The sequence below is a fragment of the Sphingobacterium arenae genome (assembly GCF_014692505.1).
GTDB lineage: Bacteria > Bacteroidota > Bacteroidia > Sphingobacteriales > Sphingobacteriaceae > Sphingobacterium > Sphingobacterium arenae.
In genome coordinates, this window is the sequence record NZ_JACNYK010000001.1 from 1238201 (window position 1) to 1252155 (window position 13955).

The following is a 13955-nucleotide window of genomic DNA, read 5'->3' on the forward strand; positions in this document are numbered from 1 at the left end:
AAAACATGAAGCGTTTATTTAATTTTTTTCTTGCTGTTACATTGTTCTTTTTTTCCTGTAATAGTGCTGATAATGCGTCAAAAGAGAATATAGACTATTTTGTTCATCGCAATATTCTCTGGTTCGATGCCACGGCAAATTTTGATCGTTTTTGCGAGAAGGACTCCATTTTATTTTATCTTCAAAAATCTAAAGAAGTAGGCGTAACAGATATTGTAGTTGATGTAAAACCTATTACAGGGGAGGTCCTTTACCCAAGTAAGATAGCTCCGGTGATGACTTCTTGGGGTGAAAGCAAAACGGTTAAAGATACCACTTGGGATATGCTGAGCTATTTTATAGAGGAAGGGCATAAACTTGATTTGAAGGTACACGCTTCGACGAATGTATTTGTTGCAGGACACAATTATTTTGACAGAGGTGTGGTATATGATGATACATCAAAAGCCAAGTGGCAAACGTTATCTTACCTGCCGGAAGGTATGAAGTTGATCTCCGAGCAAAAAAACAAATATTCGACGATGTTGAATCCGGCGTTGCCCCAAGTACAGGAATACGAACTATCTATTTTAAAAGAACTTGTCGCTATGTACCCCCAATTGGATGGTATAATTCTGGATCGCGTGCGCTTTGATAATTTGAATGCCGATTTTTCCGAACAAAGTAAGCGGCTATTCGAGCAGCATAGAGGAGAAGCCGTTAAAAATTTCCCCGCTGATATTTATACGTTTGCGGGAACGGAAAGAAAAAATGGACCGCTCTTTAAAGAATGGTTAGCGTGGAGAGCTAAGGTGATTCACGATTTTATCTATAAAGCCAGAGAAGAATTAAAAGCTATCCATCCGGATATTGTTTTCGGAGATTATACGGGGTCTTGGTATCCACTTTATTTTGATGTTGGTGTAAATTTCGCAAGCAAAGAATATGATCCTAGCGAAGAATTTGATTGGGCTACTACTGCGTATAAAGAATACGGCTATGCCGAAGCTTTGGATTTGTTCACCACGGGCAATTATTATTTTGAGGTAGAGAAATCCGAATTGCTTGCACAGACCGATACGACGAAAAAGACGCTAGAGTCGGGATTAATTGTGAAGAAAGAAGATTGGTATACGGTAGAGGGATCAGCAGAGCTGGTCAATAAAGTCACCATGGGGAAAACCCCTGTATATGCAGGCCTATACGTGGAACAATACAAAGGGCATCCAGATCAATTTGTAAAAGCATTGAAAATGTGCCGTCAGAAATCACATGGATCCATGATATTTGATATTGTTCACATTATTAATTATGGTTGGTGGGATCAGGTAAAAGAAGGTTTGAGCAATTAAATTATTATAAATGAAAGCGAATATATCATTATTATTGTTGTTATGTATGTGTACATGGGTTTGCCATGCACAAAGTAAAATGGAGTCTATTTCTGCAACCTTAATCGGTGCTAAGCTGGGGGATGTGGTGATTTTAGATGACTTTTTAACGATGGACTTTCCAAAGATTGCTTATGATAAAGCGATTATACCAGGACCACAGTTTATGATATCCGACGATCCGGAGTACATTCGTATTCCCGAAGCAATTGTTATGCAAGAGCAGGCTGATGCTGGTGCGGTGCGATTATATGTATATAATGTTAATGGAGTAAAAGAACCTCAAAAAATGCCGAGAAAGATATCGGCGGTAATAAAAAATCTGGGAAACGAAGATATGCATTTGAGAATGCTTCGGTATTCTTCACAAAAACCTAGCATGAATTATTTCCAAATTGGAAAACAAGGATTATACGACTATTTTTCGTCACGTGAAACGAATAATGTACGGGCCATCAAACCAGGGGAAGTGATCGCGATAGATGAGCGGCTGGAAAAACAGGTGGTGCTGTACGATGAGTTGGTGCATGGTTTCTATGAGTTTGTCATAGATCAGCCCGCATTGATCAGTGTACTCCAGACATCCCCTGATAAAGAAGGACCCAAAGCTTTCCATGAAATTGACACCATTATACCTTTTAGTCATGTTAATGCCGGTAGAGGGATATTTCCGGTATCTAATTACAAAATTAAAGGGCGAGATACCATTGATACCAATAATGGTGTGTCGCAGCTCATTCTGGCCGACGGAAATGATGATGCATGGATTACAGGAACTATCGGAGAGAAAAAGGAATTTGCGAGAAACGTCGGGAATTACGGCGTGTTATACCATACGAACATCAAGTGGAAAAGTACGGGGGGGAAAGGTCTGGCATTAATTACTTGGAACTGTAGGTCGGAAGACAACCAATGGTGTGGCGGAATGGGACTGACGATGGAAATGTTTGATGAAAATATGAAGAAAAGTGTGATCCAATATCCATCCGATCAATTGGTGACAAAAGCAGCTCCAGAAGCGATCTTAATAGGGGTTTATAAACCAGATCCGTCGAAAGATATTCAAGAAATTAATTTTACATATTCGCCTCCAGGGGCGTCTTGCTTGCCAACACCTTTGATATTGGTTCCGATAGACTTATAGGACCAAATAGAAACTTCGATGATCAAAAGAAACTATAGCATAGACTTATTGCGTGGATTAGCAATCATTGGGATGGTCTTGGCCGCTGTGATTCCCTGGACTTCGGAATTTCCAGCGTGGATGTACCATGCACAGGTAGGCCCTCCGAATTTCCAGTTTAATCCCAACCAACCCGGTATTACTTGGGTCGATCTGGTCTTTCCATTTTTTCTATTTGCTATGGGGGCTGCATTCCCATTAGCATTGCGAAATAAACTGGTCAATAAGCAATATGATGAGATTCTTTTGGGGCTGTTAAGACGAGGTTTTTTGCTGGTGTTTTTTGCAATAACGTTGGCCTACCTTACTCCGGAAAATCTAACAGGACCAATTTGGTTGAATTACGCAACTTCTTTGCTCACATTTTTCTCTTTCTTTCTTGTATTCTTACGTTTTGAAGGAGGAAAACTTAGAAGATACGGCTTACAACTGTCGGGTTTTCTCGTGATAGGACTGTTGATCTGGTATCATAGCGAAATACTCGCCAACACATTTGACAAATCAAAGAGTAATATCATCATTCTGGTATTAGGCAATATGGCGGTATTTGGCGCCTTTTTTTGGTTGCTGACGTCCGAAAATTTTCTGTTACGGGTAGCTGTGCTTATTGCTTTTATGGGCATTTGGTTTACAAAAGATATACAAGGAGGTTGGACACAAATTCTTTGGAATTTTCACCCGGATATTAGTTGGTTTTACAATTTTTCATTTTTAAAATACCTCTGTATCGTATTACCCGGTTCGATATTAGGGGATTTATTGGTTAGGAATAAAGAAATTGCCAATAGTCTGTATACCGATATCGAACGAAAACAAGCAAGGCGCTTAGCAGTGCTCGGCTTAAGTTTTGTAATTTTTCATGTAGCGACGTTATACATGCGTTTGCTGCACGTCAATCTATTGGGACATGCTGTCTTTGGCGGGCTATTTTTCCTGTTTTTTAAGAAAAATAATGATGGACAGTTCACTTTTTACAAAACGTTGGTTAGCTGGGGTTTTGTTTTAGCTTCTTTGGCATTGTTCTTTGAACCGTTGGATGGAGGGATTAAGAAAGATCCGTCTTCTTTTAGTTATTGGTTTCTTACGAGCGGATTAGCTTTCGTTTTTTATATTGTCTGTGATTATTTGACCAAGCGTTTTCCAAAAAATCTTGTGGTATCCTCTATCGTAAAAAATGGACAAAATCCCATGATCGCCTACTGTGTTTCTACTTTTTGTATTACTCCTGTTTTGGGGCTTGCCTATATATTGCCGGTTTTTGATCAGTTATCAACAATGAGTCCGTATTTGGGCTTGATAAGGACGGTAGTTTATCTGCTGCTAATGGTAATGATAACAAATTATGCTACGACGAAGAAATGGTTCTGGCGTTCATAAATTTAATTTAAGTAACATGGAAAAGAGATTATTGGGTTTACTCATTATTACACTGTTTATTCACGAGGTTAAAGCCCAAATCGTATCGCGGATCGACAGTAATTATATTTTCTCGGGATATACCGAACAGCTGGCGCAGTTCCGAAAGATGCCCGTTCTTCCCAACGCCATAATATTCATAGGCAATAGCTTGACAGACGCAGGTCGTTGGAATGATATTTTGCCTGAACTCCCGGTTCTAAATAGAGGGATCAGCGGAGATATTTCTTACGGTGTATTGGCTCGGTTGGATGAAATAACGAGACATCAGCCCAAGAAAGTATTTCTGATGATTGGGGTAAATGATCTCAAACGTGGTGTGCCAACAGCGAATATTATAGAAAATTACACCAGAATTGTGCGTAAGATTAAGCAAGATTGTCCCAAAACACAGATTTATCTTAATAGCATATTGCCGATTAATCCGGACAAGTTATTGGAAGCATTTCAGGCTGTTAAGAACAATGATATCCGGATATTGAATGAAGGTTTGCAGCAGATTAGTAAAACGGAGAAAGATGTCCGCTTTATCAATTTACACGAGATACTGGCGGACAATTCTGGCAACCTACGCTCCGACGTTACGCCAGACGGTATCCATCTGGAGGTGTCCGTATATGTTGATATGATTAATTATTTGAAAACAGTAAAAGCATTGTAACGATGAAAAAAACAGGATGGATATTGTTAGCGATGTTAGCAACTGTACAGCTTTATGCGCAAGATAAATCTCAAGATAGTACGTATAGCAACTGGTATTATGAAGGTCGGGAAAAGTTGTATCAGGCATTGAAGGGTAAGAAGTATGATGTTATATTTTTTGGCAATAGTATTACAGAGAGAGGGCCTTGGCAGGAGTTGGTTGGTCGTCGGTATAAGGTTGGTAACCGGGGAATAGGAGGTGATAATACATTTGGGATGAAAGCCCGTATTGCCGATGTCATGAAATCTAAACCTAAGAAAGTGTTTCTCATGATGGGGATTAATGATATTGGTCGAGGACTGCCTACCGCCTGGAGTCTGCAGAATTACGAGGAAATCATTCGGATTATCCAAAGAAAGAGTCCGAAAACAAAGATTTACTTACAGAGTATCTTACCGCTAAATGAAGATATATTAAAATACGATTATTTGAAGGGAAAGGAAGAGATGGTGAAAGCATTGGATAATGGAATAGAAGCCTTGATCCATGAGTATAATCTGACGTATGTTGATGTAAAAGAAGTACTGGCGGATGGTTATGTGCTAAAAAAGGAATATACAACGGATGGCATTCACATTAATACAGACGCTTACATCCGTTGGGTGGAATATTTGAAAGAGAAAAAATATTTATAGATGAAGATTACGGGTACTTTTTTAGATGAGATCAGCCATGACATACCTCATCAAAACTGGGGCAGGGCAGAATGGGATCTCGATTTTGGACACATGAAGGCTATAGGGATCGATACGGTTATCATGATCCGTAGCGGATATCGAAGATTCATTACTTATCCATCCACTTGGCTACAGCAAAATATGGGATGCTATGCACCGCCAGTTGACATGGTAGAGATGTTTCTGCAATTGGCTGAGAAACACAGTATGAAATTCTATTTCGGTCTTTACGATAGCGGAAAATATTGGGATACTGGGAAAATGCAGCATGAAATAGATGCCAATCGCTTTGTGATTGATGAGGTGTGGAAAAAGTATGGTCATTATCCGAGTTTTGGTGGCTGGTATTTGAGTATGGAAATTAGCCGCCAGACCAAAGGAGCTTCCACGGCCTTTCGTATTCTGGGGGAACAATGCAAAGCCGTAAGCAATAATCTACCCACTTTTATTTCACCTTGGATTGACGGTAAGAAAGCCGTAATGGCTGCATCTTCGGGGCTGACGAAAGCAGATTTTGTATCTGTACAGGAACATGAGAGCGAATGGAATGAGATATTTCATGAAATACATGAGGTTGTCGATGCGGTTGCTTTTCAGGATGGGCATATTGATTACCATGAGCTGGATGATTTTTTTGCGGTCAACAAGAAGCTCGCCAGCAAATACAACATGCAATGCTGGACCAATGCCGAATCTTTTGACCGGGATATGCCAATTAAGTTTTTGCCGATTAAATTCGAGAAGCTTCGCCTTAAATTGGAAGCTGCCCGAAAGGCTGGATATGATAAAGCGATCACTTTTGAATTTTCGCATTTTATGAGTCCTCAGTCCGCCTATTTGCAGGCAGGACATTTATATAACAGGTATAAGGAATATTTAGAAACATTGAATAAATAGAGTAGAAATGAAAGGATTTGTTGAACGGTATGAGAAGGAACTTTTAGAGCATGTTATGCCGTTTTGGGTAAAGTATTCCAATGACAAGGATTATGGTGGTTTTTTGACTTGTTTGGATCGAGACGGGACGCTATTTGATACAGATAAGTTCATGTGGTTGCAAGGTCGGCAGATTTGGACACTGTCTATGCTCTATCATCAAGTGGAACCAAAGGAAATCTGGCGAGAAATGGCAGAGCAAGGTTCTGCTTTTATCTTAAAAAATGGACGGAATAAACACGGTGATTGGTATTTTTCATTAGATAGAGCAGGTCGTCCGCTGGTGCAGCCATACAATATATTTTCAGATTGCTTTGCCAGCATGGGATTGGGTGCGATATACAAGATTACAGGAAAAGATGAGCATGCGCAAGTGGCTCACGACACTTTTAAAAGAATATTGAATCGCCGGGACAATCCCAAAGATCAATATAATAAAAGTTATCCCGGTACTCGCTCCCTCAAAGGATTTGCCCTACCGATGATTTTAAGTAACCTTTCTTTAGAGCTTGAGCATATTGTAGAGGTTAATACCGTCGAGTCATTGATAGATGAAGTCATCCATGAAGTCATGGAGGTTTTTTATCAGCCAGATACCGGTTTGATTATGGAGAATGTGAATATAGATGGCTCGTTTTCTGATTCGTTCGACGGACGGTTAGTAAACCCTGGGCATATTATAGAGGCGATGTGGTTTATGATGGATCTAGCAGACAGACGTGGAGATGATTCCCTCATGGCAAAGTGTGTTGATATAGCGCTCCGGGCTTTAGAATTTGGTTGGGATGATAAATATGGGGGGATATTGTATTTTAAAGATATACTGAATAAACCTATGCAGCAGCTAGAATGGGATCAAAAACTTTGGTGGGTACATCTGGAAGCATTAGTCTGTATGGCGAAGGGCTATGCTTATACAGGTGACACACGTTGTAAAGAATGGTTTGAAAAATTGGATGCGTACGCTTTCGGCCATTTTTCAGATCCGGAGTATGGTGAATGGTATGGTTATTTAAATAGACAAGGCGAACCATTGCTAACGTTGAAAGGTGGTAAATGGAAAGGCTGTTTTCATGTGCCGCGGGCATTGTTCAAGATTTATACGACATTAAAAAACAATGGAAAGAGTGTAAATGATAAGCGGGCTTCAATTCTTTAAAAAGCATTCAATAGAAATGTGTAAAAGGTGCACGCATTTGTTTGACCGTGTTTAATTTTCGTGGATAAACCTATAAATGGAGTGGAAGAAGTAGGTGTCTAGAAAAGGTTGTTTTCTTTTATCTGACTGACTGAATGTTTTTTCTATAATTATTCACGCACAGACCAATAACAAAAAACACAAACGAAGGAACCACCCATCCTAGCTCGTAAGCAAAGAAGGGAATGTGGTTGAACCAAATCAAAATATCAGCATGCAAGATGCCCACTATCTTCATTACATTTAATGCGGCTATGATCGTAGAGGCCATTAATGCCATGATATACGGAAGTTTGGTTTTGACAAACCGGCCAAATATAACAATATATAAAACCAACGTGATGACAATAGGATAGACAAAAGCTAATGGAGGATAAGCGAACTGAATGATGTTGTCTACACCTGTGACAGAAAGAACACCCGAGAGCAGACAGGAAACGGTTACAAGTAGCTTGTAGCCAAGTCTGCCGTTGGTCAGTTTGCTAAAGAAAGTACCTACGGCCGTCGTCAAAGCGATGGCGGTGGTGAGACAAGCCAGCGCAATGCTGATTGCGATGGCCAACGTTCCGTACTTGCCCAAGATATTGTTTGAAATGTGAATAAGAAGTGCCGATCGGCTCATATCTGTTCCTTCGACACCAGCAGTGGCTCCGAGATAGATTAAACCGCCGTAAATAAAGAATAAACAAGCGGCCGCTAATGCGCCGGAAGCGATGACGACTTTGTTTTTTTCGGCAATCCGTTCATATCCTTTGGCTTTCGTAGCGGAGATAATAATGCCCGCAAATATCACCGATGCTAATACATCGAGGGTTTGGTAGCCTTCGATAAAACCCAATGTAAATGACTCTGATGTTAATAGGAGGCCTTCTTGCGGTGCAGCAACAGGGGAAGTAATTCCTACAACAATTAACATGACCAACACGATCAACAAAAATGGCGTTAATATGTTTCCAACCAGGTCGACAACCTTCGAAGGTACGATAGAAAATAGCCAGGTGATAGCAAAAAAGAGAATGGATGTCCAGATCGGGTTGCTGTTTGGAAAGGAGGGAAGCACGCCGACCTCAAAAGTGGTCGCTGCTGTTCGAGGAAGCGCAATTAACGGGCCGATACAGATCATGATGACCGCGCCGAGTATAGCAGCTAGGTTCTTATTGATGCGGTGCCCCAAGTCATTAAAATCATATCCCGAATTAGTAACCGATAGTATTCCCAAAAAGGGGAGTAGGATACCCGTTAATCCAAAAGCTAAGATCGTTATCCATATATGGTTACCCACTTGTATGCCGATAAACGGAGGAAGAAGTAGATTTCCTGCTCCGAAGAACATGGCAAACAAAGCGAAACCGATCGTGATAATATCTCGTAGCTTTCTCAAAATAGTCTATTAAAATAATAGTTTAACCAATTGCTTCGCTTCTTTCACGTCATGCACGCGGAGCAGTTGTACCCCTTTTGTGAGCAATACGGTGTTTAGTGCTATTGTACCTGTTAATGCTTCTTCTGGCGTAACGCCAAGCTTTTTGTAAATCATTGATTTACGGGATATTCCGCCTAATATCGGCAGGCCGAAATAATGCAGCTCATCGACACGATAGAGGAGCTCATAGTTTTGTTCAATTGTCTTTGCAAATCCGAAACCCGGGTCAAGGATGATATCTTTCACCCCTAAGGCGCGCAATACGGAAATCTTTTCTCCTAATGCGGTGGCTACATCTACAGCTATATCATCGTAATCCGTGAACGTTTGCATCGTTTCCGGTGTGCCACGCATGTGCATCAAGATGTACGGCACTTGTAATCGAGCTACTGTAGCAAACATATGCTCGTCAAGTGTACCACCCGAGATATCATTGATAATGTGTGCACCCGCTTCTACACAGGCTTCCGCAACGTCGGCACGGAAGGTATCGATAGACAGGACAAGGTTGGGCTTTTTTGTTAATTCCCGGATAACCGGTATAGCTCTATTTATCTCCTCTGCTGACGAGACAGGAGAGGCGCCTGGACGAGAAGAATAAGCACCAATGTCGATGATATCCACCCCGTCCCGAATAAGTTCTTCCGCTTTTAGCAGCGCATTATCGAGGTTATTATGCTTTCCTCCATCAAAAAAGGAATCAGGCGTTACGTTGAGAATCCCCATAATCAAGGGTCTCTCGAAAGTAATCAACCGCCCCGCTGCGTTGACGGATTGTGCTGGTCGTGTCGATATCATTTTCGTAAAAACTCAAATTTACCACTGGGGTCTAGCTTCATCACGGTAGAAGATTTGCCATCTCCCTTTTCATCCTGACCGTACGACACAATGTAATCAACACCCGCTTTAATCTGTTCGGAAATTTCTGCGAAGCAAGAAGGAGAAAACTCCCCACTGCTATTTGCTGATGTAGATACGATAGGTTTGCGAAACCGTTGTAGCAACAGTTCACAGAAAGGATGGTGAACTATACGGATACCGACGCTGTTATCCGCCGCAATAACATTCGGTGCTAGGTTTTTGGCGTTCGAATACACTATAGTTAAAGGTTTTTCACTGTATTCAATCAATTCGTATGCAACCTCCGGTATGTCATTGACATAACTTGCCAGTTGATTATCGTTATGTAAAAGCACAATTAAACTTTTATGGAACGCTCGTCCTTTCAAAGCAAAAACTTTTTCCACAGCCTCCGCATTGGTAGCGTCACAGCCTATACCCCAAATCGTATCCGTAGGATAAAGAATAAGCCCTCCGTTTTTCAACGTTTCAAGGGCTTTATTCACATCTTCTTTATGTACCGCGGTATACGTCATTAAACCGCCACATTGTGCTCGCGTAATGCGTCGTTTAAGGAAGTTTTCTTGTCGGTAGATTCTTTACGCTGACCAATAATCAAAGCACAAGGTACCTGGTATTCACCTGCAGGAAATTCTTTTGTATAGGAGCCCGGTATAACCACAGATCGTGCGGGAACGTAGCCTTTGTATTCTACGGGCTCGGCCCCCGATACGTCAATGATCTTTGTTGATGCGGTTAATACCACATTGGCGCCTAAAACCGCTTCTGTTTCCACGCGAATACCCTCCACGACAATGGCACGTGAGCCTACAAATACATTATCTTCAATAATAACCGGTGCGGCTTGGACGGGTTCCAGGACCCCACCGATACCCACACCCCCGCTTAAGTGGACGTTTTTACCGATTTGTGCACAGGAACCTACGGTAGCCCAAGTGTCCACCATTGTACCTTCATCGACGTAAGCACCGATGTTTACATAAGAAGGCATCATGATAACGCCTTTCGATAGATAGGCACCGTAACGCGCGCTCGCGCCCGGAACCACACGTACGCCAAGAGACTTGTAATTCGTCTTTAACTCCATTTTATCATGATAGACGAATGGGTTATTATGAACTTCTTTCATTTCCTGAATAGGGAAATAAAGAATAACGGCTTTTTTAATCCAGTCGTTCACATGCCAACGGGTGCCAATCGGCTCGGCGACACGTAATTTACCTTTGTCCAGCTTATCGATGACCACTTTAACAGCCTCATAATGTTCCTTATATTCTAATAATTGCCTGTTTTCCCAAGCATCGTCAATTAATTTTTGCAATTTGTGTAAGTCCATTTTTAATTATTATGTTGTAAAATGAAGAGTTGGAATACTAACGTATATAAAACACTTGGACTCCGGCACTGCGTATCGTGCGCTCATTCATGTCATTGAAGGACAAATATAATTGAATAATATCTAAATGTAAAAACCTAGCAAAGGTAATTTAAATGAAAAGAAAACCCCTATTTTTGCAATATGGGAGCAGAAACGGAAAAACTACGCATAGATAAATACTTGTGGGCAATTCGTATATTTAAGACAAGAAGCTTGGCCACGGAAGCGTGTAAAGCGGGACGAGTGAAGCTGAACGGGCAAAATATAAAGCCCTCCTATATGGTGAAAATAGGAGAAATATATTCGATTCAAAAGGGTATCGAACGCAAGGTGATCCACGTGACGGGATTATTGGAACGACGGGTAGATGCCAAAACAGCAGTCCAGTTTTATGAAGACCAAACACCGGTGGAAGAAACATATGCTTATAAGTCTACATTTCATGCACCTGTGCTAAAGCGAGATCGTGGTACGGGACGGCCAACGAAAAAAGATCGTCGGGAGATAGACGATTTAAAGTCGGATTTGTGGGAAGATGACGACGCTTGATGTTGATGATTATTTAGGATGTAAATATAGCAGATACAGTTTTGTCTTTTTGGGGTATGAAGCATGACCACTTATTGCGGGTATTGGCTACTATCTGTTTCTTCATATTGCTTTTTTTGCAGTATAAACTTTTGTCCAGTTCATACGAAATTGAGCATAAGGAGTTTTCAAAAACGGAAAAAAAATATATAAAAGAGGCGTATGAATTAGCCATCATAAACGATAAGCTATATCCGAGCGGTCAGGAAGTGATCGATGAATATTTGAGTAAAGATGAGCTGTTTTCGTTGCAGAAAAAGCTGGACAACAATCCGATTGCATTAAAAGATTCCCTGATAGCCTTACGAGACCATGTTATACTGGAATTGCGGGCTAAGTCGAATATGGATTCCTTATTGTCGGCTATTTTAGAATTACAACAGTTGGATTTAGAAGAATATGGCTATGCGTTAACACTGGATCACGTAGCGGTATCTTTTGACGGTAAAAAGTATATACATCTTAGCCAGCAGGACAGCCTTAAACCAGTTCTTATCGATGGTGATGGTCATTATATATCTCCGAATAATGTAATTACTTCGGTTTCCGTGAGCGCATACGAACCCTATAGCTACCTGATGAAATTTACACTTTATGGATTGGATTTGACACAACGCCGCAAGGTCTTTAAGAAGATATTTCCTCTTTTAGCGCTTACGGCCGTGAGTGTCCTAATGATCGCAGTCACTTATCTAAGGACATTCCGCAGTTGGCAGAAACAAAAGAAACTGAATGAGATTTCACAAGACTTTCTGAATAGCATCACCCATGAATTTAAAACCCCGATATCTTCTATCGCTGTTTCTGTAAAGAACTTATTACGGGAAACACAAGGACTGCAAAACGAGCGTATAGCACAAAGTATTGAGGTTATTGATCGGCAATCGAAACGAATTGACCAGATGGTCGATCAAGCCCTTTGGATTTCGATGTTTAATCCCGATCAGTTGTGCTTTGAACGACGAAATTTGACAGAAGATCTTGAAAAAATAGTTTATGATTTACGGCTAAAATACGTGCAGAACCCAAATGTTTATATTGATATTGAAACGGGAACCGAAGAGATTTTTGCGGAATATGATTTGTTTTTACTCACCACTGCTGTTAACAATTTAATTGAAAATGGTATTAAGCATAATCATATTGTAGAAAAAGAAGTCACCCTTCGTTTGCTCTCCAGTGGACGACAGATTATCTTGGAGGTGTTGGACAATGGGGAAGGGATAGATCATCAAGAACGACGTCACGTTTTTAGAAAATTTTATCAAGGAGAAAAAGGAAAGGAGAAGGGAGGCCTGGGATTAGGGCTTTATTATGTACATGAGATGATCCGAATACACGCTTGGCAGCTAGAACTAGCGTATATCGATGGGGAAGGGATGTCCGTTAAAATCATTATTCCGACGCGTAGGTAATTCCGTATCGGAACACCTTTTGCTAGCATTAACATCCGCTTAACATGTTTGTGTTGTTATGCAGTTTAGTTTAGTGTTTCGCTAAGAGGTGATTTAAGATCTATGTATGATGAACGGGAAGCTTTTATTGATAGAGGACGATCAGGATCTTGGGCAAGAAGTTAAAAATTATCTAAATGCGGTCGGGTTTACAACGAAATTAGTGCCGAGTGCTTTCGGTGCGACGGAAAGTTGTAAAGAAGAGGAATTCGATCTGTTGATTGTCGATGTACAGTTGCCTGGGATGGATGGATTTGAATTAATCGAAGTTGTCCGAAAAATAAGACCTACGACTGCTTTCTTGTTTCTGACAGCCAGGAATCAGCGGCAAAGCCGTTTAAGAGGGTTGAAACTTGGAGCGGCGGACTATATAACAAAACCTTTTGATGCCGAGGAGCTCGTATGGCGTATTCATAATATTTTGAAAAGAAACAATGGAGAAATCGTACATCAAAAGTTAGGGTTCGGTGATGTAATGCTAGACTGTAATACGATGCGGTTGACTATTGGTAAACAAAAGGAGTATAAGTTAACGACTAGAGAGTTTGAATTGTGGAAATTTCTCCTCGCTCAGGAAAATAAAGTATTGAAGAGGTCGGATATACTCCTTCATATCTGGGGTAAGGACGACTATTTTTTAGGGCGTAGCTTGGATGTATTTATTAGCCGGATACGTAAGATTCTTCGGTTCTCCGGTAACGTTGAATTAGAAACTGTTTTCAAAGTTGGATTTATAATGAAGGAGAAAAAATAGGAATAATATCTCCT

Annotated in this window: 14 protein-coding genes; 10 read left to right on the top strand and 4 right to left on the bottom strand. The window is 40.8% G+C overall.

Annotated features, from left to right (window positions below; genetic code table 11):
* Positions 1-5: 5 nt before the first annotated feature.
* The 7 genes from H8B17_RS04590 to H8B17_RS04620 are packed head-to-tail and all read left to right on the top strand — an operon-like array spanning position 6 to position 7444.
* On the top strand, positions 6-1331 hold the full coding sequence (locus H8B17_RS04590; protein WP_190307954.1) for an alpha amylase family protein: 1326 nt from the start codon (positions 6-8) through the stop codon (positions 1329-1331).
* 10 nt (positions 1332-1341) lie between these two features.
* Positions 1342-2514 carry a copper amine oxidase gene (locus tag H8B17_RS04595; RefSeq protein WP_190307955.1) on the top strand — a complete coding sequence of 391 codons (1173 nt, stop codon included), beginning with the start codon at positions 1342-1344 and terminating at the stop codon, positions 2512-2514.
* A gap of 18 nt (positions 2515-2532) precedes the next feature.
* Positions 2533-3930: a DUF5009 domain-containing protein gene (locus H8B17_RS04600; protein ID WP_190307956.1), complete on the top strand. Its 1398-nt coding sequence runs from the start codon at positions 2533-2535 to the stop codon at positions 3928-3930.
* A 16-nt stretch (positions 3931-3946) separates the two neighbouring features.
* Complete coding sequence (locus H8B17_RS04605; protein WP_190307957.1) at positions 3947-4630, top strand: GDSL-type esterase/lipase family protein; 684 nt, start codon at positions 3947-3949, stop codon at positions 4628-4630.
* 2 nt (positions 4631-4632) lie between these two features.
* Positions 4633-5307 (top strand): GDSL-type esterase/lipase family protein, encoded by a 675-nt coding sequence (locus H8B17_RS04610; RefSeq protein WP_190307958.1) that lies wholly within the window; start codon positions 4633-4635, stop codon positions 5305-5307.
* Positions 5308-6246: a DUF4434 domain-containing protein gene (locus H8B17_RS04615; protein ID WP_190307959.1), complete on the top strand. Its 939-nt coding sequence runs from the start codon at positions 5308-5310 to the stop codon at positions 6244-6246.
* A gap of 7 nt (positions 6247-6253) precedes the next feature.
* Positions 6254-7444: an AGE family epimerase/isomerase gene (locus H8B17_RS04620; RefSeq protein ID WP_190307960.1), complete on the top strand. Its 1191-nt coding sequence runs from the start codon at positions 6254-6256 to the stop codon at positions 7442-7444.
* Positions 7445-7562: 118 nt separating this feature from the next.
* Here H8B17_RS04620 and brnQ read toward each other — a convergent pair whose 3' ends face one another.
* The 4 genes from brnQ to H8B17_RS04640 are packed head-to-tail and all read right to left on the bottom strand — an operon-like array spanning position 7563 to position 11103.
* Positions 7563-8864, bottom strand: coding sequence for a branched-chain amino acid transport system II carrier protein (gene brnQ, locus H8B17_RS04625; RefSeq protein ID WP_190307961.1), 1302 nt, complete (start codon positions 8862-8864; stop codon positions 7563-7565).
* A gap of 9 nt (positions 8865-8873) precedes the next feature.
* Positions 8874-9704, bottom strand: a complete 831-nt coding sequence (gene folP / locus H8B17_RS04630) for a dihydropteroate synthase (RefSeq protein WP_190307962.1) — start codon at positions 9702-9704, stop codon at positions 8874-8876.
* The gene (locus tag H8B17_RS04635; protein ID WP_190307963.1) at positions 9701-10282 is read right to left on the bottom strand and encodes an L-threonylcarbamoyladenylate synthase; all 582 of its coding nucleotides are present in this window, start codon (positions 10280-10282) and stop codon (positions 9701-9703) included. Before H8B17_RS04635 ends, folP begins: the two co-directional genes overlap by 4 nt.
* A complete protein-coding gene (locus tag H8B17_RS04640) occupies positions 10282-11103 on the bottom strand; it encodes a 2,3,4,5-tetrahydropyridine-2,6-dicarboxylate N-succinyltransferase (RefSeq protein WP_190307964.1) in 822 nt (273 codons plus the stop codon). The genes H8B17_RS04635 and H8B17_RS04640 overlap by 1 nt, the downstream gene beginning before the upstream one ends.
* A gap of 183 nt (positions 11104-11286) precedes the next feature.
* Between H8B17_RS04640 and H8B17_RS04645 the strand changes: the two genes are divergently transcribed.
* The 3 genes from H8B17_RS04645 to H8B17_RS04655 all read left to right on the top strand — a co-directional run bounded on the left by H8B17_RS04645 (position 11287) and on the right by H8B17_RS04655 (position 13941).
* Positions 11287-11694, top strand: coding sequence for an RNA-binding S4 domain-containing protein (locus H8B17_RS04645; RefSeq protein ID WP_190307965.1), 408 nt, complete (start codon positions 11287-11289; stop codon positions 11692-11694).
* 116 nt (positions 11695-11810) lie between these two features.
* Positions 11811-13148, top strand: a complete 1338-nt coding sequence (locus H8B17_RS04650; RefSeq protein ID WP_223816366.1) for a sensor histidine kinase — start codon at positions 11811-11813, stop codon at positions 13146-13148.
* 106 nt (positions 13149-13254) lie between these two features.
* Positions 13255-13941 (top strand): response regulator transcription factor, encoded by a 687-nt coding sequence (locus H8B17_RS04655; RefSeq protein ID WP_223816367.1) that lies wholly within the window; start codon positions 13255-13257, stop codon positions 13939-13941.
* Positions 13942-13955: the final 14 nt, after the last annotated feature.

Coding starts and splice junctions, on each gene's coding strand:
- H8B17_RS04600 (WP_190307956.1), top strand. CDS start 2,533: ATGATCAAAAGAAACTATAGCATAGACTTATTGCGTGGATTAGCAATC.
- H8B17_RS04610 (WP_190307958.1), top strand. CDS start 4,633: ATGAAAAAAACAGGATGGATATTGTTAGCGATGTTAGCAACTGTACAG.
- H8B17_RS04605 (WP_190307957.1), top strand. CDS start 3,947: ATGGAAAAGAGATTATTGGGTTTACTCATTATTACACTGTTTATTCAC.
- H8B17_RS04620 (WP_190307960.1), top strand. CDS start 6,254: ATGAAAGGATTTGTTGAACGGTATGAGAAGGAACTTTTAGAGCATGTT.
- H8B17_RS04615 (WP_190307959.1), top strand. CDS start 5,308: ATGAAGATTACGGGTACTTTTTTAGATGAGATCAGCCATGACATACCT.
- H8B17_RS04655 (WP_223816367.1), top strand. CDS start 13,255: ATGATGAACGGGAAGCTTTTATTGATAGAGGACGATCAGGATCTTGGG.
- folP (WP_190307962.1), bottom strand. CDS start 9,704: ATGATATCGACACGACCAGCACAATCCGTCAACGCAGCGGGGCGGTTG.
- H8B17_RS04590 (WP_190307954.1), top strand. CDS start 6: ATGAAGCGTTTATTTAATTTTTTTCTTGCTGTTACATTGTTCTTTTTT.
- H8B17_RS04635 (WP_190307963.1), bottom strand. CDS start 10,282: ATGACGTATACCGCGGTACATAAAGAAGATGTGAATAAAGCCCTTGAA.
- H8B17_RS04645 (WP_190307965.1), top strand. CDS start 11,287: ATGGGAGCAGAAACGGAAAAACTACGCATAGATAAATACTTGTGGGCA.
- H8B17_RS04595 (WP_190307955.1), top strand. CDS start 1,342: ATGAAAGCGAATATATCATTATTATTGTTGTTATGTATGTGTACATGG.
- H8B17_RS04640 (WP_190307964.1), bottom strand. CDS start 11,103: ATGGACTTACACAAATTGCAAAAATTAATTGACGATGCTTGGGAAAAC.